The following is a 20577-nucleotide window of genomic DNA, read 5'->3' as shown; positions in this document are numbered from 1 at the left end:
ATATTGCAATGTTTCTGTAACATGCTATAGTTAAGCGATAGCATTTTGATATAGTATTTAAATGTTTTTTAAATAAAAAATAAGATGAATGTGCTTTCAAAGTATTTAAATAAAACTGATTATCTCTACGTCCTAATTATAAAACGTAAAAGTATCTTGGCTTACTCATTTGATAACCATCATTATTAATCGATTTCGTATAGAAATACCATCTATTATAAAACTATTAAATTATCTTAAGTAATACTTTTTTACAGTCAAATACATATTTTACGCATACATAATATATCTATATAAGCAACCTCTTTATCAAAAATAAAGAAAGCGTACATCGAAATCATACTGATTTGATGAACTTCATTTTCCAACTTAATCCCTAAAAATCGATAACAACAAAACAAAAGACATTATCATATATGCTTGGAAATCAACATTACAGTCCTCCGTCCCGAAACATCATATATGGTCACTGTCAAAAAACGTCCAAATTAACTGCAACGAACGCCCGTGACATTCTGAAATTCAGACAATCTCATCACGTAGGCTATAAACAAAATTGCAGCATACATGGAAATATACGCTTTTTCAATAAAGGAAAATTAAAACATACTACAAAAATGATGACGATTAATAAGTTTTAAAATCTCACCTTATCAGTAAGAATTCCTTTCCTGCTTCCATAAGGACCCAACGGCTCACAGCGTAATACATCGCCAATATGCCCATTATGGATATGAAAACCCCTCCGAGGAAATACATCTCGAACACCGCTTCTAAAATGCCCCCGATCAAGAACAGTAAAGAGATCACAGAAAGCATGACCTCCTTCCTTAGAAGAAATGCCGCCCCTGTTATTCCAAGGACCAGTGAAGTAATTATGTCTATCAGACTTGAAGGAACAAATCCGAATATGACCACTGTGGCAAAGATGAAACATGAAAGCCCGAACATCAACATCATTATTCCTTCAGGTATCATGCCTCTGACCAAGGCATACAATGCAAAGGCCATCACAGCCAATGAAAGGAAGAATTCCGCCACACAATACGGAACCGACGTATAATCGACGAACAGGAACTCGTACCCTACTAACAACGTAAGTGTGGCAAAGGTATACATGCCTGCCACGATCACAAGTTCGAACGACCTGTCACGATCTTCCTCAACACCCACAGGCCTGCTGTTCTGAGTCACATGCAATATGTTCTTACCGGTCTCCCCGAGAATTAGATTCCCAAACGAATAATATGCAAAGAACAGACCGGATATCATAAGACCAGCACCAACAAGGACATTCAAACCATCGGTCTTTATCGCATATGCAAAGGATATACTGACCGCGAATGATAAGGATGCTAAACCCAGCAGATAATTCTTCCTTCCTATGAACAATATCGCCGCTATGTATATGCCAATCGAGAAAAGAATGTCCAATACCTCATATCCCTGAACATTGAGCAACAGGGCCCCCAAAGAGAACGATAGGGATGAGATCCCTGTGAACATGACCACTATGCCTTCCGTCACCAGATTACGAGAGAACATATGAATGGAGAATACCAGCACAAATGCGGAGATTATCGATTTGGTCACATCGTAGGCACCGTCCTCGACCTCCATGAAGTTCCAAAAACTATTCAGATAATTCAATCCGGCCCAGATCATCAACAGACCTATCAGCATGAATGCAGTGACCGATAGGAATGTGGCCTCATCACCGAATACCTTCTCATCCTTGGAGTAAACATTCTCTACTTCGAACTGGACCTCTTCTGACATTTATGCAGCCTCCCTTTTTTCCCGTAAATGTATATTCCTCGGCAGGACCTCTTTCCCGGTCTCGAAGAACAGCAATGCCGCTATTGCGCTATAAGCGGACACTGCTTTGAGTACTGTGATCGCTAGCTCCAACGAAGCCGCCTGATGTGTGAATGATTCTAAGAACAGCACCAAAAATATCAAAAAACATGTCATACACAGAAGACCGTCCTTTTTCATGAAGAACTCTATGGTCAAAGCAACGTAAACTATTGACAATATCATATTCAATGATACTGGGAATTCAATATGTGCGAGACTCAATACAGCAGCAGAGAAAGTAGACAATGCCAGTACGAACATCATCAGCCCCTCTGCCACTATGCCGTGTCCCAGTGCGTATATGCCAAATGTTACGACCACCACCGATAAGAGCAATTTAACCACATAGAGGGAAGTACTGTGCTCGCTCGTGTCCAACACATGATATCCCAATACCATTGATAGCGTCGCGAATGACAATATCCCTGCAGTGGATACCAACATGTGTGCGTACTCTTTTTTGTTACACAGGTCCTTGTACCCGATATACCTCTTGAGTTCTTTCCCCCATCCGATCTTGACAGTATCGTAACAACCATTCACGATGAATATCAGACCGGCAACCATGAATCCTACACCGGTAATGAGATCATAATGACCTGATATGAAGAGCGGGATAATGGTTGCTATGGAGAAGACCGTCGTACCTGATGTTATAATGAATTGCTTTCTCTTGTAGAAAACGTATCCGCTGCTTAAGAATCCAGCAGAGAAGAATATATAGGTTATGCCAAGTCCAGCCGTCTCAAAATTAGCTTCAGAGATCGAGAATATCAAGGACGATAAACCGGCCATTAACAAGAGTATGCCTTCCGAGATGCATCTGCACCTCATGGCCTCTATTGCGAATATTATTGTTACCAAGGACATTATCGTTCTGATAAGGTTGTAGGTATCCTGCCCCATCATCGGATCTATGTACGAGCGAAGGGACCACGTCGCCATTATAACGAGAAGAAATCCCAGCATAATGAAGCATGCAGTAGGCACTATTGCATATCTGTTAAGTTTGACGTAGTGATCATATTTCAGAACACCGTGGCGATCGGTCACGCGCCAAAATAACCATCCAGGATATAAAGATAAAGTGTCAATTGCTCTCAACGAAAAATATATTTTTATAAAATCAGATAAAAATCACATATTTTTAATAAAAAATGAGTTTTACATTACTGGCCATCGACATCCGGTCTTTAGTATCCTTATTTTTCCGCACTTTCCAAGATTATACGAGATACCTGGTCCTTATGCTCTATCAGTGCACATCCACCTTCATGATATCCGGCTAGAATTCCGTCTGATCTTAATTCAGAGAATAAACGAGACCTCAATACGGCCTCAAATCCGTCTTCCTTCACATTGACATCCGAGCACGGTGAAGCTGGACACGCCTCAGCATCTCCATATGGATTGATATGGAAGAATCCTCTTCCGGCACCTAAACACCCACCCAGTCCCTTCTCATCGCCTGGAAATGACATGAATATCATTTTTTTGTTACTATCTCTCAATTCTTTCAACCTTTCATCAAAGAATGCACGGGAAATACCATCTGGGGCTAGATGTGAAAGACAACTTTCCGCAGCTACGAATTCGATGTAGAATACAATGCTACAACCACATTGTTCAATAAAATCCACGAAATCCTTGGACATTATCTCATTCATATTGTCTTTTGTCACGGTCAATGAAACACCGAAGAAAAGTCCGCTATCCTTTAGATCCTGCATTTTGGCTACCACCGTGTCGAAGGTACCCTCACCTCTACGAACATCTGTACTCTCTCTTCCACCCTCCAAACTGAATATGGGTATCAGATTCCTGTTATTATCGAACAATTCGACATATTCACTATCTATCGCAGTACCATTCGTGAATATCGGAAAGACCATCTCTCTGAAGTCCTTGGCTACCGTGATTACATCCCTTCTCATCAATGGTTCTCCTCCGGCCAGGATATTGAACATGACACCCATTTTTTCTGCTTCTTTGAATATATTCCTCCAATCCTCAGACGACAATTCTGGCCTCATTGGCTTTCCGCATATACCATTCGCTCTTGCATAACAACCTTTACAAAAAAGATTACATGAGGTGGTTACACTGGAGATGAGAAACGGCGGAACATGAAGCCCTTCCGTTTCATATCTTTCCCTTATAGCATTTGCCCTTTTCACAGAACGACCGAATCTTATGAGGAATGCTGCCTCCTTAGGATCGCTGAATGATCTTGAAAGGGTCTGCAGAACAAGAGCTTTAGAATGCCTGCTAAAATATTGTGTCAGTTCATTGTTCTCCATGATCAAACCCTACCTATGAAAATATCCAATTGATCAGCGATCAATTTTGATCTGATGTCCTTATCTGTTATATCGAAGCCAGTGTACGCTTTGAAATCCTTCATACGATAGAATATTACCTGAAAGAAAGTTATCAACTCGTAAGCTATCAACCTGCATTCCTGTAAGGACCTGCGACCCTGAAAACATTCGGATATGAACGGTACGATATAATCAGGCACCGCTATCGGATCCTTCAGCAGTACTGAGGGCATTATGGCTCTTGTGTATTTCTCGGTCTTCAAAATAGACTCTGACATATCATTAAGATAATCAAAGAGTGCCTTTCTGGGGTCGGACATATTACTGCACGTTATGACCATGTCCTGTGCTTTTTCTTCTATCAATCTGATAAGCGCTGTTTTTATCAATTCCTCCTTAGAACCAAAATGATAATTCACCATTGAGATGTTTACGTCAGCTTTACCGACAATGTCTCTCACTGTGACCTGGTCAATATCATCTGCATCACGCAAAAGTTCCATTGCTGTCTCTATTAGCAATTCTTTCGTATCTTTTTTAGTCATACATGTTTCAAACATGTTTGATAATATATACTTTTCCAAACTAAAAAATTAGTTGCAAAACCAAAGATCGATCGTAAAAATATCAAATCAAAAGTATATTGTCGGATGCTGGTATTGCATCAGCATCCGAAATAAAAAGCAATTCAGTCCTTCTTTACATGACCTTTGTCAAAATCCTCCGGCAATCCGGCGGCAACCTCTCCCATATCGAAACAGCCGATGGCAGCTACAGCACCGATGACGCCTCTTTTACCCGTGACCTCGATTATCTGGACATTGTATTGCTTTGCAGCCTTCTCAGCATCCTCGGTCGATAGGATCCTGATCTTTGCATCCTTCCCGAATCTCTCAAGACCTTCTGGCACCTTTAGACCGACGAATACTGTCATGACGGCATCGTCCGAGAAGGATTCCTTTTTGACGAACTCTTTGCAATAATCGACAAGCGCTGGAATGTTATCTTCCTTAACAGCGAATGAGACCGCCGTAGAACAACAATTGGTGGTCTTGTTCGGAACTTTGGGATTCAATTGTATTATCCTGTGCTCAATGAATTTTCCTATCGGACACAATTCTCCCATTTTCATAGAAACTACCCAAGATGCTCCCTTTTCCTTTGTGTCAGTATCGTCAATACCTATTATGACCCTGACCATCTTTGGTGTGATGATATCCAAACTGACCGCATGAGCCCCTCCGATATGGAAATCATCTGGATACTCGGCATGAATCACATCAGGACACTGCGGAATGCATGCACCCACACCGATGGAGGCCCCTGCGATACCAGACCATGTGGTCCTCACGGTATCTCCTTCGACGATCATTGCGGATACGCCCTGACCTCCGATATCTGAAGATGCTGGGCCGAAATTCAATTCCTTACGGCCCAACTTAACATCCATGACAAGCGTCATCCCGTCCTGACGGATGTTCTCTATTACTCCGCCGGAACGTCTCCTGTTCACGACATCCCACTGTCCAGGGCCGCGAGCCTTGCAGACCTCTATTATCTGCCCTATTCCATTTTCCTCATCCACCAAGGTAAAGAAATTCTTACAGAATAGTTTTCCATATTTCTTTTCCACTTCATCAGGTTTCAATATTTGCATATCATCGCTTCCTTCAAACATCACTCTTTTTTTTCATTACCACAGGAGTGACCATGTGGTCGGTATCCTTCTTCTCTCTGGAGAGTATTACCAATAACAATGCAACGACCGACGCTGCGAACATGATACCCCAGAGCGTGGAATAGTTGGAAAGTACGTACACCTTATGCAGTACAATACCTGCCACTGCCGTCAACACTGCAGCACCTAAGAACAACAGGACATTCATGAACGATATCGCCGTACCTGAGATCGATACTGGGAACCACTCCTTCACCTGTGTGAACGACAATGTCATGAATCCCGAGAAGAAACCAAACAGCGTACATATCGTGAACCAGAATGGCTCACTGTTGAATTCTCCCGCGAACAACCATATGACCGCCCATATCAAAGCATACATCAGCGTACCGAAGATCATCACATTCTTCTTCGATTTTATTATCTTGCGACTGGTCAAACGGCCAATGATTATCGTACTGATTATCTTGCCCACTCCCAACATGGTTATGAACCATGCTGCAAGAGCAAACGCATAGACATCACTCTTGAAATACGCTATTGAAGTGGTCCCTTGGAATACCATTATGGTACCGTATATGAGGAAATATGCTATTCCCAAGGTCCAGAATATCCTACCGCATTTAGCGACGGTCAGAAGACCTGCGACCACCGGCAATTTAGCATCTGTCCTGTCTTCGGAGCGTACGCCTGTCTCATCCTCTTCTATATCTTCAAGACTTGGCAGTCCCTTATCGTGCGGATGGTCCCTTATGAATACCAGACAGAGTATGCAGAGAACAACAGTCACTAATCCCAAGACCAAGAAGACCTCTCTCCACCCCACTGCATCTGCGAGATACATCAAAGGTGCTGCAGCGGCCAATGCCCCGACGTTCCCAACAGCAATGACGATACCATTCAACTGGGGGAAATCCTTCTTACCATACCAAACAGAAATTATTTTCATCAACGGAATGTAGATCACTGCCAATCCAGCAGCTATGAATATCTTACCGATGACGAGCATCGTGAAATCTGTTGCCAAACAAGTTATGAACGACCCGACGGTGGCGACGGCAAGGAATATAGTGGTGGCCTTCCTGGGACCCAATCTATCGGCCATTATTCCACTGGGGATCTGCATGGCAGCATATGTCCAGAAGTATATCGAACTTAGATATTCTTTAGAACCGCCTCCGACATCGTTGATCATATCGGTACCGACGGCATTTATCGACATCCTGTGAAAATACACGAAGAAGTATGCCGCAAGTAAAATACCGAACATGACCCAACGGTATCTGTAAACTGCTTTCTTGGATTCTTCTGAGATCATCATGAGATGTCAATCCGTAGAATACCACCGCTAACGGTATTTTAGTCTTTTGTAAAAGTTTCTTACTTTGTTATAAAATATTATTACAATTATATTCTATTATTCCGTTATTTTAAATATTATACTTAAGATTTACATATATAATGATAATTGATTATAATAATAAAATAATAGAATATTCGAAGTACAGAGTAACTGACTATCCTGTAAAACATAAGGACAAGACACCCTTCAATCCATCTTTTCGTCTTAATAAGAAATACAGACAGGTTATAAACCAGATAAGGAAGGATGAGAACATCCTAAGCGAGATGATCTTGAGCGACACAGACTACCGCAATCTGGTCATTAGCACATACTCCAACAAGGTCCATTGGTCTGTGAAGATAGATGGCAACGACCTGCCGATACAAGAACTCAATCGCCTTTCGATGCTGTTCTCACGCGGAATGACCGAAGATGAAAGCAAGAACGGAGAGAAACACGAGATATTCAACCATATGTACTCATATTTCATTAAAAACGAGTTCAATCTCCCGTGGAGCCTATCTCTTATAAAGATGTTACATGAAATGCTCTTCGACAACGTCGGACAGGCAAAAGACCTGAAAGGATTCAGAACAGAAGAATCTTCTTTCATCAATAAGGATGGATTCGAATATTTTATCGCGTGTCCTCCCAAAAGGATCGAGGAGGAACTTGATGGCCTTCTAAACTGGCTCAAATATTCTCCTTTCGACGAACTGATAACCTCAATAATATTCTTCCATGAATTCGAGAGCATACATCCGTTCAGAAGCGGTAATGGAAGGACCAGCCGCACACTTTTCCAAATTTTGCTTCAGGAATTGGGCCTTAAGAACAGCAAACTCTGTATGGTGGAAAAAGAACTTTTGAAAGACACAGGAACATACTATTCCCTGCTCATCTACACAGAGGCAACATTGGATTACTGCCCCTTGATAATGTACATCTCAGAAGCTTTACTCAGATCGTACGAAGAAACTATCATCGCATTCTCTGAGAAGGACCTGAGGGTGAAGATGGATGCCAACATGATATTCATTGTAAAAAAGGCAAAAACGATCGACGAATTCTCTGTGACTGAGGCGACACAATGGGTCTCGGACCTGAGCGAACAATCAGTACGTAACAAACTCAACGAACTGGTGGAAATGGATATATTGGAAAAAAGAGGAATGACCAGATCACAGAGATTCAGATTCAAGGATCCATTCAGAGACTTAAAGACGGAACTTGATTGGGAATCGATGCAATATTAAGACATCAAATCTAAACACTGACCGAAAAAATAGCTTTGTGTTCAGATATGTTCACGCACAAAATTAGAATATTCGCATTAAATCAAACCAACAGTAGTATCTTATTGTCAGGAACATAGAGTAAAACATTATCGCCCACTGCCGGTGCCGGATGAGACTTGTCTATCTGCCAATACAATGAATTTTGTTTATCGTTATCAGATCCGAACATAGAATTCACAGACAATATCACTGAATATTCGAATGGACTCTCTATCACCTTACGGACGATACAGCTGATCTTATTTCCATCCGCATTTTCCGTTATATAATGTGAACGAATGCCTACAGAATCCAGATCATCTGGAACATGAGCTTCCGTCTCAAATTGAAGATCCCATTGAGTGACCTTAACATGATGATCATCGATCTTCACAGCAGGCAATATATTCTTACATCCGGAGACCACGGCTGCATCAACGGTATGGGGATCGTCGAACAATTGTTCCTTGTCCATGGGTGCCATGCATATTCCGTCCTTTATGACGATTATCTTATTGGACATCCTATAGGCCTCATCCCTGTTGTGAGAGACCAATATCACTGTCCCTTCGAATCTGGAAAGATCTTCCGTCAATTGCATCTCCAGTTTCCATCTGAGATGACTGTCCAATGCAGAGAACGGTTCATCCAACATTATTATGTCCGGCTCCGATGCCAACATCCTTGCTGTAGCCACCCTCTGCTGCTGACCGCCTGATAATTGAAGCGGGCGCTTCTTTTCAAGACCCTGAAGACAGAACGTTTCGACCATTTCAGCGACCTTCTTCTTCTTTTCTTCATCGGACCTCCCCTTCATCGCTACACCTATGTTCTGCTCTACGGTCATATTCGGAAAAAGCGCATAATTCTGAAAAAGTATCCCTACCTTGCGCTTCCTCGGAGGTAGATCTATATTCTTCTCAGAATCAAAAAGGACACGATCGTTCAATATTATCATGCCCTCATCCGGCTTCTCTATTCCAGCTATGCATTTCAAGGTCATGCTCTTGCCACTCCCTGACTCTCCCAATAATGCAACTGTCTCGTTATCTGTAGTGAATTCCAGGTCCATATCAAAATTGCCCAGTTTCTTCTTTATCCTGACATATAACGACATTTATTTCCCCCGAATGAGCTTTTTTTGTCTGTAAGTTATCCAATTCATCAATACTATCACAATGAAAGATATCGCTATCAACACTATGACCCAATTATATGCCAATTCCATATTCCCTCCAGAATAGGCGGACCATACGGCAATAGACATTGTCTGGGTCTTGTTGATTATATTTCCTGCCACCATGATTGTGGCACCGAACTCACCCAACGCTCTCGCGAATGCCAATATCGAACCGGCAACGATTCCAGGAACAATATTAGGCAGTATGACCGATATGAACATCGATCTTTCCGACATGCCCAATGTCCTTCCTGCATTGAGTATGTTATCATCGAAGGCCTCCAAAGACCCTCTTACAGAACGATACATCAGCGGAAAAGCAACGATCGTGGATGCCAACACCGCACCTTTCCAATCCATTGTAAACTTTATACCTATATCGAGAAAGAAAACTCCTATCGGACTGTGTATGGATACTGTTTCCAAAATAAGGAACCCTAGGACTGTCGGCGGAAGTATCAAAGGCAATATGAATATTGCATCAAGTATGGCCTTACCTCTGTTTACCCTGTTCACTAACCAGGCCGCCAATATGCCGGTCACGACTGCGAATATTGTGGCCAGACCAGCGACCTTCAAAGATATCCAGAAAGGCGACCAATTCGTAATTAACCAGTCCATGAGTTCACCATATTAAATTTAAGGGCGCACAATCGTGCGCCCTGTTTTTGATCAACTACTATAGATGGTCCAGCCGTACTCCAAAAGGATCTCTTTCGCTGTATCGCTATCCTGTAACCAAACATAGAACTTTTCAGCTGCTTCCAATTCTGCACTGCTGTTCGTATTGTTGACAAGTCCCAGACAATAGATTACCTGTCCTATCTCAGCAGTGGTCGCAGTATAAAGGACCGTAACCTCTTCTTCAGAAATTGATGCATCTGTGGCATATACCACACCGACCACAGCAGAACCTGTTTCAACAGCGGACAGTACCGCCCTTACATCAGAACAGTTGTTGATCTGAGGTACTATAAGATCAGAATATCCTTCAGTTGTCTTGACGTCCCCACTGAACAATGCAGTGCCATCCACATAAGTATTGGACAGACCCGTACGTGTATATGTACCGGCTGGCACTCCCGCACCGCCGAATGCAACTGTATCATCGGATGAGAATATTTCACTGTCAGCAAATGCCGCGAATCCTTCCTCTGCGAATGCAGCTTCGAACTCGTCAGCGTTCTCCGCCAAACATATGATCACAAGATCATTTGTCAGATAGTAAACATACTCAGTTATGTCCCCATTGGTGTCCGCGGTTTTCATTGTACTTAAACTGGCAGTTAACAAGATATCCCCGTCATTCGGCATACTATCCAATTGAGTGACCAATGTTCCAGATGATCCGTATGAAGCTGTGAAACTGACACTTTCACCAGTCTCGGAAACATATGTATCCATCAATTCATTCATGGTGTCCGTCATACTGGCAGCTACCAATAACTTGACCTCAACACTGTCCTTATCGTTGTCCTTGCTCAACGCATAGGCCCCGATACCTATCGCGGCAACGACAATCACCGCTACTGCGACAAAAGCCATGATCTTCTTTTTTTCCATTCAAATTCACTCCGTGCATTTTTGTTGAATGTAATGATTGGACACGTTCGAAAGAACTTCTTGTCACGTTACATTCAGCCATAAAATTATATTTAATAGACATATATATAGTGTTATCATATACAATTAATCAAGTGTACAAATATATTGTATTTAATTAGATATTTATCTAATATGAAAAATGAAAGATTATAAAAAGTGATGAAAGATTATAAAAAAGAAAAAAGTTTCAATTTATACCGTTTACTATCTTGCCCATATCCTTGGTATCATAACCATCAACATTCGAGAATTCCTGTCTGAACTCCTTGGACCTTATTGTCTGTAATAAAATGTCGACCTGCTTAGTGCCCATATCCTCTTCTTTGATGACCAATTCATACCTCTCTTTCTGAAGAGGAATGAAATCTATTCCAGATACCTGTCTTATCATCTTCATATCCCCGACAGCCAGATCTGCTCCGCCTCTGGCAACGGTCGTTGCTACTGTCAAGTGGGAACGAGACTCGCGACCATATCCGTTGATGCCTTTGGTAGCAACACCCATCAGACGAAGATGCTCATCAAGAAGAACTCTCGACCCTGCGCCTTTCTCCCTGTTAATGATAGTAATATCATCTCTGATGAGATCATCCCATCCCCTGACATCCAAAGGATTCCCCTTCTTAACATAGAACCCCTGGGTCCTACATGTAAGATGTATTATTATTGCCGGAGTACCAGGCAATAGTCTTTTGACATATGGTACGTTATACTCCCCAGTGTCCCCGTCCCAAAGGTGAGACGATGCTACATTTACTCTTCCTTTGTACAGATTCACAAGACTGTCATAACTTCCTATATACGACCTCAGGCACAATCCACCGCCTTGTTGGTCGATACATGATGAGAGTACATCCAACATTATATCCTGACCGGATATTATGAAACCAGGACTAGAGTATACGGACTCATCGTATTCGATCTGTAGGTCCTCTGTGTCCTTCTCTACATCTTGTATCCTTTTCGACTTTCTGATATATTCTTCAACATCATCGGCTGTAAAACGCATCTTCCTACCGACCATGTAGGAATTGAGCTCTCCGCGCTTTACAAGTTCGTACACTGTGTTCTTGGCTATGTTCAGGACATCAGCTACATCCTGAGCGTTCATGGAATTCCTGTTGACCATGATCTCACTCAGATAATCAATTCTTTGAGTGGCGTGCCATTCTCAAAATGGCTCTCCACGATCTTGCTGACATCGTCCTCTGTGACATTCCCGTACCAGACGCCTTCAGGATAGACCACGACCACTGGACCCTTGTCACATATGCCGAAACATCCTGCATTGGTGACAAGCACATCCGATTCCAACCCGCGGTCCTCTATCTCTTCAATAAAACTCTGGATCAAACCTGGAGACCCCTTTGTCGCACAAAGTCCTTTCTGCACTCCGTTCGGTCTGCAACTTGTGCAGACAAAAACATGATATTTTGGCTGTATCATTCTATCACTCCGTATGAATTAATTTCCTTTGCTGCTTTATCAACAGCTTCCTCTATTCTTCCTGTCATCATCAAACTCAATATACCCAGATCCTTGAGTTTCTTTTGAGGGGCATCACCTATGCGCATCGATATCACAACCTTACAGTCACCGATGACCTTTACGATCTTGTCGATCTTATTCTGCCCATCATCATCCTTACGCGTACCAGGGCCTCCACAGCATACAGAACCGTCACCGAATTTGGATACGCTCCTGTGTTCTCTGAATCTTACCTCATTCGGTCTGCCACATTCGTAGATGTAAAGATCGTCTGTACGTCCAAAATGCTGGTCCACTAAAACTCCACTCTTTGAAGATACTGCTATCAAGAATGTCTCTTCAGCATCCTGCCTAACGGCGTTGAGCTCTGCATAATTTGGTCCACACGGATCTTGAACAGATACAATATTATTGTATGCTGGATCTTTATTGATCTGCGAACTCTGCCCCCATGTGTAATATCTTTCCTTAAGGTCCTCCCTGAAGGTCGTTTCCACCCCGTCTATGAGGCTATTGGTGATATTGTCCATTAGTGCCAGACCTCCTTCATACCCGGTGATCCTTACTCTTTGACCTCCGGTATGGTCATGTATTGGGAAAGTAGAACGGATCAGCGGTATGCCGTCCCTTTCCTCAATACGTCTTGCTTCCGAACTTCCGACCATCAAATTGACACCTTTTTCCAGGATCTTACGCTCTATGGAATCGAAATCCGTATCATCCATAATCTCGCATTCGGACGATTCCAGACCAAGTTCTTCCTTCAAAGACTCCTTGAAGATCTGCGAAGACGATCCAGTTGCAATGACCTTGGTGGAGATGCCATTCTCTTTCATCATCCTGACCACCGAATATACGAAGTCAGGTTCCCCGAATATGGCCGCGCGCCCCCTGGCATTATGCTTATGCGAATCCACCATTGCATCAAGATACCTGGAACGCTCATCGTGGACCAAATGGTCTATCTTGCCTCCAACTGACTCGATCGCTGATATGAATAGATCATTATCACGAAGGCCTACTGGAACATTTAGACGAATGAACGGCACCCCATACTTTTCTTTTAAAAAGACTGCCGGGGACAATTGATCTGGCACAAAGGAAGATATCTCCAATGTGATCCTTGCACCGCACATCTTTCCAATATCCTCGATCGAAGTGCCTTTCTTTGGAAGTCTGGAATAATTGGACCCATGACCCCCATCCAGATTATCCGAGATGTCTGGCAACAATATGTATTCAAGACCGGAACGATCCAATGACCTCTTTAAAGAACGGACATCCGCAGGAGACATTGGCCCTACGACCACATTTATGCGTCCGTTAGATGTTGAATCCTTTTGAGTGTTCTCAACTACTGCACGAAGGGCCTTGAAATACCCCTCGAACTGCGTACCGGAATATCCTGCCGATGATATCGGTATCAACTCGACCTTGTTCTCAGGATGCTCCTTCTTGTAGTCGTCCAATATCCTTGGTACGTCCTCGCCTATCGTCTCCGCCAAACAGGTAGTGGCGACACCTATTACCTCTGGATCGTAGAGACGGATCATATTATCCAATCCCTTTTTGAGATTCACTTCACCACCCATCACCGTACCTTGTTCGGTGAGCGATGACGACGCGATATCCACAGGTTCATTGTAATGTGTGGCCATATGACGCCTTATGTATGTGCTGCATCCCTGTGATCCGTGCAATATGGTCATGCACCCGCGTATTCCGTACATTGCTGTGGCGCTCCCCATTGGCATGCACATCTTGCAAGGATTGACGTTAAGACTGACAAGGTTCTTTGTCATGATCTGTCACAGCCCCCTACATAATTCCAGATCGGACTGTTTATCGATGCATCGATCTCCTTGACAAAATTCAATACCCCTTCATAACCGGCCAAGGCGTGTCTCCTCTCATGATTGTGATCGCAGAACGCAACACCTAACTTATAGGCCAAAGGACGCTCCTTGACCCCACCAACCAGAATATCCACGTCCTTTTCCTTCATGAAGGTCTCGAGTTCCGCAGGATTGGCATCATCCAGGATGACCGTATCGCTGTCAGCTATCTGTCTGATTATCTCATAGTCTTCCTGTGTTCCAGTTTGAGTACCTACCATGGCGGTCTTCATACCAAGGGCATTGAACTGCCTTATCAGGGATATCGCCTTGAATCCGCCACCGACATACACTGCGGCTTTTTTACCCTGAAGCCGCTTTTTGTATTCCTTCAATATCGGATTGACTCTCGCCTCTTCCCTCGCTATAAGTTCCTTTGCCGCACAGATGTTCTCCTCTGTACCGACCGCCTGACTTATACGCAGCAAAGATGCAGAGGTGTCCTCGACACCAAAGAAACTGATCTTCATATATGGTATTCCGAATTCGTTCTCCATGCATTTTGCAAGATATGTCATTGACCCCGCACACTGAACTATGTTCATCTGAGCACTGGGGGCCCTTATCAAATTCTTATGACAGGAATCACCTGTGAATGTCGTGATTATAGGTATGCCAATGGACTCCAGATATCCTCTGACGATCCATGCTTCCCCGGCAAGATTGTAATCTCCAAGGAAATTGATACCTTTGACCTTTGCCTGATCATAATGCGGCCTTATCAGGTCCATCAGCGCCTCGCATGCCAATTTGTAGCCGTGTGACTTGGTACCGGAGAACCCTGGTGATTGGACAGGTATTATGCGGACGTTTGGATGCCTCGCCTCCGCTGCTCTGCAGACAGAACCTATGTCGTCACCTATGACCCCCACGATACATGTTGCATAGACGAATATCAACGAAGGACTGTGTTTCTCAACAACCTCATCAATGGCTGCCGAGAGTTTCTTTTCCCCTCCGAAGATCACGTCCTTCTCAGTCATATCCGTTGAATAACTGTTACGATACTCATCGCTGCCACTGGTCAGACTTCCTCTTATATCCCATGTGTAGCTCGCACAACCTATTGGGCCATGGACTATGTGGAATGCATCTGTTATGGGGTTCAGAACTACACGCGCACCGCAGTACACACAAGCGCGCTGACTGACGGCACCGGAAACACTGTCTGCCTCACATTTTATGCCGCTCTCCTGACCATAACGTATGAACGCCTTACGTTCATCCAATATCGTGCCCGGTTCTGTGTTCATTATGTTCCATCCTAATGTTTCTTAATAAGTTTAGATAAGATGTTTAAAACAAGGATAGATCACAATACGATCTCTAGATCCTTGTCCTCGCACTCACGATCGCGCTCATCCAGGAATACATTGGTGATCATCTCGAGAAGACGGATGCACCCTCTGTATCCAACGATCGGCATGTATGAATGCACATAACGGTCCAACACAGGGAAGCCGACGCGTACGAGAGGTATGTTCTCTGCCTTTGCGATCTGCTTTCCATATGTAGTACCGATCAACAGATCCACAGATTCGTTCTTGATCCATTGATGGAGCTCGAACAGATCTGCATTGCTCTTTACTTTGCAATCCTTGACTCCATATACCTCCAGGATCCTCGCGGCCTCATGATCGAATCTTTCCCCAAAAGTACCCGTGATAACATACTTTGGCGTCATTCCGAGTTCCAATACGAAACTCATCACACCCAATACAGTATCAGGGTCCCCGTAGATGGCGACCTTCTTCTGCGAATAATGCTGATGAGAATCGATCATCATATCGATCAACTGCCCGCGTTCATTCTCCAAACAAACGGGCACATTGCCTATTCCTGAAAGTTTCACGGTCTGCATCACAAATTCATCGGTATTCTCAACACCGATCGGATACGGGATCATCTTGTGAGGTACCTTGCACTTGCGTTCTAATGCGAAACAAGGTTCAGCCGAGATCATTTCACCCAATGCAAGTACACATCTGCAATTTCCTAGGTCCTTGATCTCAGAGATACGGGTCCCTCCTTCAGGGTACATCTCATAAGTACCTAGCAGAGGAGCATCCATGACGCCGCTCTGGTCTGGGAACATTATGTATTTGAGGCCGCAGATATCTGCAAGCCTCTTGATCTCAACCAGATCCCCTGGATTCATCCAACCGGGGAATATTGCGACCTTCCCGTTCGGCACACCTGTGGATTCCGACAGATAGTTGATGAAACCGCACATCATATTGTAATACCCGTAAACATGAGACCCCACGTAACTAGGGGTGTTGGCATGGACGAGATATTTGCCATCAGGAACCTCTATATCCTGTATTATCGAACGGATATCGTCTCCGATCGTTTCACTGAGGCACGTGGTGTGTATCGCTATTATGTCCGGCTTATAGATCTCGAACACGTTCTTGACACCCGTTTTAAGATTGCTTCCACCGCCGAATACCGATGCTCCTTCTGTGAACGAGCTTGATACAGCAGGAGCTGGCTCCTTGAAATGCCTTGACAATACGGTCCTGTGATAGGAAATGCATCCCTGCGACCCGTGACTGTAAGGCATACATCTGTGAACACCCAATGCCGCATACACGGCTCCCACTGGCTGACACGTCTTGCAGGGATTGATTCTTAGTGCTTCCCTCTCAACACATTCATTTGGCGTAAGATCTAACATCAGAGCACTCCCTTTTTCTCGAAAGAAGCTTCCAGAACGGATTCCTTCTTCCACTTTGGAACTATCAATTTCCATGCCGGGATCGTAAGCCCCATCACAAGATCGTGTCCGAACTTACAGGCGCCGGCAAATCCAGAATACGGACCGCTATAATCGTAGGAATGGAGCTGTCTTGAATAGACCCCAGACTTCTCGAACATATACTTGTCCTTGATCCCAGAGAAGAACATATCCGGCTTGAATATCCTCATGATCTCCTCTGATTCGAACTCGTTCATATCATCGATAACGATGCTTCCATTATCCATATCGGGGATCATGCCTGCATAATCATCGAGTTCCATCTTTTCCTTCAGTTCCTTGTAACGTGCCTCGGTGAGGAATGTTTTATACAGATCTGGATCGGGTTTAACGGTGATTGATTCGATGTTCTTATTGTCAGCATCGCCCTTGATGGTAGGTATGACGTCACGACCCTCGTAATCATCACGATGTGCGAACTCATAACCAGCGGCTACGCACTTTATACCGAAGTCCCGCATCAAAAGCTGATAATGATGACTTCTTGATCCTCCGACATATATCACTGCGGTCTTACCCTCGAGCATAGAACGCAGATACACAATGTCGTCAGCGATATCTTCCATCTCGTCTTCTATGACATCTTCGATACGTTTCGTTAACACGGGGTCATCGAAATAATCTGCAATATCATGCAATGACTTGATGGTCGACTTTATGCCTATGAAATTGACCTTCAACCAGTCTATTCCATATTTCGTCTTCATCATCTCTGCAATGTAATTGATCGACCTGTGACACTGAACGAGGTTCAACGTTGCAGTATGGGCCTTCTGTATCTTTTCGAAACTACCGTCACCGGTGAATATCGATACGACCTCTATTCCGCAACGCTCCAATATGCGCTCAACTTCCCATCCGTCACCGCCGATGTTGTATTCTCCCAACAGATTGACAGAATATCTAGACGCCTGGGGAGCTTCGATGTTGGACCCTATTACACGTCTCATGATGGTATTGTTGGCGATATGGTGGCCTCCTGACTGCGAAACACCCTTGTAACCCTCACAGCTGAACGCCATGCACGGGATCCCGTAATCAGCCTCGGCCTTTGCAGCTACAGCATGTATATCGTCCCCAATAAGTCCGATCGGACACGTGGAGCATATCATGATCGCCTTAGGTCTGACCTTGAATGTGGCCAATGCTTCGTCTATGGCCTTCCTTAATTTCTTGTCCCCTCCGAACACGATATCAGGTTCCTGCACATCGGTAGAGAAACAATATTGGAACCATACCCCGTTAGGATCATATGCCTTGTTACGTCTGGTACCCCATGAATAGAACCCACATCCTATCGGGCCGTGGGTTATCACGAGTACATCCTTCAACGGGCCCAATACGACTCCTTTGCAACCTGCATAACAACATCCTCTATGCGTCATTATACCTGGTACCGCCCTTGAATTGGCGGTTATCTGACTGTTAGGATCGTTACTGTCAACGGTGATTATGTGCTCCTTTCTGTTCTTGAACACACGGGGATCGTATTTTGCCAATATCTCCTCTCTTGGTATGACCATATTCATTCCCCCGACAGCGATTCGCCCGTACGAACCCTATAGGATTCCACGACAGGCAGAACGAATATCTTTCCATCACCGGGTTTTCCGGTCCTATTCTTTTCCATTATGACACTGACAGCCTTTTGGAGGTCAGAATCATTGACCACGAGAGACAGGCATCTCTTTGCTATCAAACGGGAATGTTGCAACAGTATCTCGTCCGCGGGGGCACTGAACACCTCTGAAGGCACACCGTCGATATGGGATGGGAACATCTGTTTTCCTCTTCCCATGCATGTCCTACAGGTCAACCCAGGAAACCCTGCATCAGCCAGTGAATCTATCGTTATCCTCATCTTATCGGGCCTTATGAAGGCCAAGATCTCTTTCATGATGTCACGTCCGTTCAATCCTTGGAGGCCGTGCTTATGGTGTACGATTCGATTATCGGCTGTACAAAGATACGACCATCTCCGAAATGTCCATTATCTCCGGTACGAGCACTGTGGAGTATGTTCCTGATCACTTCTTCCTTATCTTCGTCTTTAACAGCTATCAGAAGCATCTCCTTCGGTATCTCGTCATATCTGACATCACCGATGACCATGCCTCTCTGTTTACCGCGACCAAAGACATCTATTTTTGTGACTGCAGGAAATCCTGCGTCCATAAGGTCAGACATCACTTTTCCAGACTTTTCAGGTCTAACAATTGCTTTTATCATATACATTTCAAAGACCTCCTCAGTTCATGAATCCGAACTCCATTAGGATCTCTTCCAGTCTCTCCTGTGGCATCGGCGTAGGTATGACGAAATCCTTGTTTGAGTCGATCTTCCTTGCGAGCTCTCTATACTCTTCTGCCTGCTGAACGCCCGGACTGTACTCGATGACGGTCTTCTTATTGATCTCAGCCTTGGTGACATCTGCGCTTCTTGGAACAAAGTGTATCATGTGTGTTCCGAGTTCCTTGGCGACAGCCGATACGAGTTCTGCCTCTCCTTCCACCTTACGTGAGTTGCATATCAGCCCTCCAAGGCGTACGCCTCCGCTCTTTGCATACTTGGAAACACCCTTGGCTATGTTGTTAGCAGCGTACAATGCCATCATCTCACCGGAACAAACGATGTATATCTCCCTGGCCTTACCTTCACGGATCGGCATCGCAAATCCACCACAAACAACATCTCCGAGAACATCGTAGAACACGTAATCAAGATCGTCTGTGTATGCTCCAAGCTTCTCCAGCAGATTGATGGATGTGATTATACCTCTTCCCGCACATCCGACCCCTGGTTCTGGACCTCCCGATTCCACACATCTTATGTTCTTGTAACCGGGCTTCAAAACAGCATCGAGCTCGATATCCTCTCCTTCATCACGAAGGGTATCTAACACGGTCTTCTGTGCAAGACCGCCTAAGATGAGCCTTGTCGAATCTGCCTTTGGATCACAACCAATGATCATATTCTGCATGCCAAGCCCTTCTGCCAGACCTGCGTTCAAATTTTGAGTTGTAGTGGACTTTCCTATGCCACCCTTTCCGTAAATTGCTACTTGTCTCATTGATATTCCCCGTATTGTGTCGGCCTGATCGTCAATTACCTTCTATCAAGCCGTTACATCGTTATCAATTGCGTATTTGTATATAAAAATTGGCTAT

General features: G+C 44.1%; 19 protein-coding genes. 1 reads left to right on the top strand and 18 read right to left on the bottom strand.

Annotated features, from left to right (window positions below):
- Positions 1–645 precede the first annotated feature (645 nt).
- From KRP56_02385 to KRP56_02360, 6 genes are all read right to left on the bottom strand, one after another.
- A complete protein-coding gene (locus KRP56_02385; protein ID UAL08114.1) occupies positions 646–1779 on the bottom strand; it encodes a hypothetical protein in 1134 nt (377 codons plus the stop codon).
- Positions 1780–2913 carry a hypothetical protein gene (locus KRP56_02380; protein ID UAL08113.1) on the bottom strand — a complete coding sequence of 378 codons (1134 nt, stop codon included), beginning with the start codon at positions 2911–2913 and terminating at the stop codon, positions 1780–1782. It lies immediately after the preceding gene.
- 149 nt (positions 2914–3062) lie between these two features.
- Positions 3063–4160, bottom strand: a complete 1098-nt coding sequence (locus KRP56_02375) for a radical SAM protein (protein ID UAL08112.1) — start codon at positions 4158–4160, stop codon at positions 3063–3065.
- A gap of 2 nt (positions 4161–4162) precedes the next feature.
- Positions 4163–4726 (bottom strand): TetR/AcrR family transcriptional regulator, encoded by a 564-nt coding sequence (locus KRP56_02370; GenBank protein ID UAL08111.1) that lies wholly within the window; start codon positions 4724–4726, stop codon positions 4163–4165.
- Positions 4727–4869: 143 nt separating this feature from the next.
- On the bottom strand, positions 4870–5838 hold the full coding sequence (locus tag KRP56_02365; GenBank protein ID UAL08110.1) for a DUF1743 domain-containing protein: 969 nt from the start codon (positions 5836–5838) through the stop codon (positions 4870–4872).
- Between the two features lie 13 nt (positions 5839–5851).
- Positions 5852–7180 carry an MFS transporter gene (locus KRP56_02360; GenBank protein ID UAL08109.1) on the bottom strand — a complete coding sequence of 443 codons (1329 nt, stop codon included), beginning with the start codon at positions 7178–7180 and terminating at the stop codon, positions 5852–5854.
- 140 nt (positions 7181–7320) lie between these two features.
- On the opposite strand from KRP56_02360, the gene KRP56_02355 reads away from it, so the two are divergent.
- Positions 7321–8460, top strand: a complete 1140-nt coding sequence (locus tag KRP56_02355; GenBank protein UAL08108.1) for a Fic family protein — start codon at positions 7321–7323, stop codon at positions 8458–8460.
- An 82-nt stretch (positions 8461–8542) separates the two neighbouring features.
- Here KRP56_02355 and KRP56_02350 read toward each other — a convergent pair whose 3' ends face one another.
- The 12 genes from KRP56_02350 to nifH form a co-directional block, all read right to left on the bottom strand.
- The gene (locus KRP56_02350; protein UAL08107.1) at positions 8543–9598 is read right to left on the bottom strand and encodes an ATP-binding cassette domain-containing protein; all 1056 of its coding nucleotides are present in this window, start codon (positions 9596–9598) and stop codon (positions 8543–8545) included.
- Complete coding sequence (modB, locus tag KRP56_02345) at positions 9599–10282, bottom strand: molybdate ABC transporter permease subunit (protein UAL08106.1); 684 nt, start codon at positions 10280–10282, stop codon at positions 9599–9601.
- 51 nt (positions 10283–10333) lie between these two features.
- Entirely contained in the window at positions 10334–11224 is an 891-nt protein-coding gene (gene modA, locus KRP56_02340; GenBank protein UAL08105.1) for a molybdate ABC transporter substrate-binding protein, read from the bottom strand.
- A gap of 229 nt (positions 11225–11453) precedes the next feature.
- Positions 11454–12395, bottom strand: coding sequence for a helix-turn-helix transcriptional regulator (locus KRP56_02335; protein ID UAL08104.1), 942 nt, complete (start codon positions 12393–12395; stop codon positions 11454–11456).
- 8 nt (positions 12396–12403) lie between these two features.
- Positions 12404–12712, bottom strand: a complete 309-nt coding sequence (locus tag KRP56_02330) for a (2Fe-2S) ferredoxin domain-containing protein (protein UAL08103.1) — start codon at positions 12710–12712, stop codon at positions 12404–12406.
- On the bottom strand, positions 12709–14556 hold the full coding sequence (locus KRP56_02325) for a nitrogenase (protein UAL08102.1): 1848 nt from the start codon (positions 14554–14556) through the stop codon (positions 12709–12711). Before KRP56_02325 ends, KRP56_02330 begins: the two co-directional genes overlap by 4 nt.
- A complete protein-coding gene (gene nifE / locus KRP56_02320; GenBank protein ID UAL08101.1) occupies positions 14553–15902 on the bottom strand; it encodes a nitrogenase iron-molybdenum cofactor biosynthesis protein NifE in 1350 nt (449 codons plus the stop codon). Before nifE ends, KRP56_02325 begins: the two co-directional genes overlap by 4 nt.
- A gap of 59 nt (positions 15903–15961) precedes the next feature.
- Positions 15962–17329: a nitrogenase molybdenum-iron protein subunit beta gene (locus KRP56_02315; GenBank protein UAL08100.1), complete on the bottom strand. Its 1368-nt coding sequence runs from the start codon at positions 17327–17329 to the stop codon at positions 15962–15964.
- On the bottom strand, positions 17329–18939 hold the full coding sequence (locus KRP56_02310) for a nitrogenase component I subunit alpha (protein ID UAL08099.1): 1611 nt from the start codon (positions 18937–18939) through the stop codon (positions 17329–17331). Before KRP56_02310 ends, KRP56_02315 begins: the two co-directional genes overlap by 1 nt.
- Positions 18936–19307 carry a P-II family nitrogen regulator gene (locus KRP56_02305; protein UAL08098.1) on the bottom strand — a complete coding sequence of 124 codons (372 nt, stop codon included), beginning with the start codon at positions 19305–19307 and terminating at the stop codon, positions 18936–18938. Before KRP56_02305 ends, KRP56_02310 begins: the two co-directional genes overlap by 4 nt.
- A gap of 14 nt (positions 19308–19321) precedes the next feature.
- Positions 19322–19645: a P-II family nitrogen regulator gene (locus KRP56_02300; GenBank protein ID UAL08097.1), complete on the bottom strand. Its 324-nt coding sequence runs from the start codon at positions 19643–19645 to the stop codon at positions 19322–19324.
- A 13-nt stretch (positions 19646–19658) separates the two neighbouring features.
- Positions 19659–20480 carry a nitrogenase iron protein gene (gene nifH / locus KRP56_02295; GenBank protein ID UAL08096.1) on the bottom strand — a complete coding sequence of 274 codons (822 nt, stop codon included), beginning with the start codon at positions 20478–20480 and terminating at the stop codon, positions 19659–19661.
- Positions 20481–20577: the final 97 nt, after the last annotated feature.

This window comes from Candidatus Methanogranum gryphiswaldense, assembly GCA_019262145.1.
Classification (GTDB): domain Archaea; phylum Thermoplasmatota; class Thermoplasmata; order Methanomassiliicoccales; family Methanomethylophilaceae; genus Methanogranum; species Methanogranum gryphiswaldense.
The sequence above is the reverse complement of the archived record's forward strand: the minus strand, read 5'-3'. Positions and strand labels throughout refer to the sequence as shown.

What these genes read in the sequence shown, in the direction of transcription:
- KRP56_02385 (UAL08114.1), bottom strand. Translation starts at nt 1,779, where the DNA reads ATGTCAGAAGAGGTCCAGTTCGAAGTAGAGAATGTTTACTCCAAGGAT.
- KRP56_02375 (UAL08112.1), bottom strand. Translation starts at nt 4,160, where the DNA reads ATGGAGAACAATGAACTGACACAATATTTTAGCAGGCATTCTAAAGCT.
- KRP56_02370 (UAL08111.1), bottom strand. Translation starts at nt 4,726, where the DNA reads ATGACTAAAAAAGATACGAAAGAATTGCTAATAGAGACAGCAATGGAA.
- KRP56_02365 (UAL08110.1), bottom strand. Translation starts at nt 5,838, where the DNA reads ATGCAAATATTGAAACCTGATGAAGTGGAAAAGAAATATGGAAAACTA.
- KRP56_02360 (UAL08109.1), bottom strand. Translation starts at nt 7,180, where the DNA reads ATGATGATCTCAGAAGAATCCAAGAAAGCAGTTTACAGATACCGTTGG.
- KRP56_02355 (UAL08108.1), top strand. Translation starts at nt 7,321, where the DNA reads ATGATAATTGATTATAATAATAAAATAATAGAATATTCGAAGTACAGA.
- KRP56_02350 (UAL08107.1), bottom strand. Translation starts at nt 9,598, where the DNA reads ATGTCGTTATATGTCAGGATAAAGAAGAAACTGGGCAATTTTGATATG.
- modB (UAL08106.1), bottom strand. Translation starts at nt 10,282, where the DNA reads ATGGACTGGTTAATTACGAATTGGTCGCCTTTCTGGATATCTTTGAAG.
- modA (UAL08105.1), bottom strand. Translation starts at nt 11,224, where the DNA reads ATGGAAAAAAAGAAGATCATGGCTTTTGTCGCAGTAGCGGTGATTGTC.
- KRP56_02335 (UAL08104.1), bottom strand. Translation starts at nt 12,395, where the DNA reads ATGGTCAACAGGAATTCCATGAACGCTCAGGATGTAGCTGATGTCCTG.
- KRP56_02330 (UAL08103.1), bottom strand. Translation starts at nt 12,712, where the DNA reads ATGATACAGCCAAAATATCATGTTTTTGTCTGCACAAGTTGCAGACCG.
- KRP56_02325 (UAL08102.1), bottom strand. Translation starts at nt 14,556, where the DNA reads ATGACAAAGAACCTTGTCAGTCTTAACGTCAATCCTTGCAAGATGTGC.
- nifE (UAL08101.1), bottom strand. Translation starts at nt 15,902, where the DNA reads ATGAACACAGAACCGGGCACGATATTGGATGAACGTAAGGCGTTCATA.
- KRP56_02315 (UAL08100.1), bottom strand. Translation starts at nt 17,329, where the DNA reads ATGTTAGATCTTACGCCAAATGAATGTGTTGAGAGGGAAGCACTAAGA.
- KRP56_02310 (UAL08099.1), bottom strand. Translation starts at nt 18,939, where the DNA reads ATGAATATGGTCATACCAAGAGAGGAGATATTGGCAAAATACGATCCC.
- KRP56_02305 (UAL08098.1), bottom strand. Translation starts at nt 19,307, where the DNA reads ATGAAAGAGATCTTGGCCTTCATAAGGCCCGATAAGATGAGGATAACG.
- KRP56_02300 (UAL08097.1), bottom strand. Translation starts at nt 19,645, where the DNA reads ATGTATATGATAAAAGCAATTGTTAGACCTGAAAAGTCTGGAAAAGTG.
- nifH (UAL08096.1), bottom strand. Translation starts at nt 20,480, where the DNA reads ATGAGACAAGTAGCAATTTACGGAAAGGGTGGCATAGGAAAGTCCACT.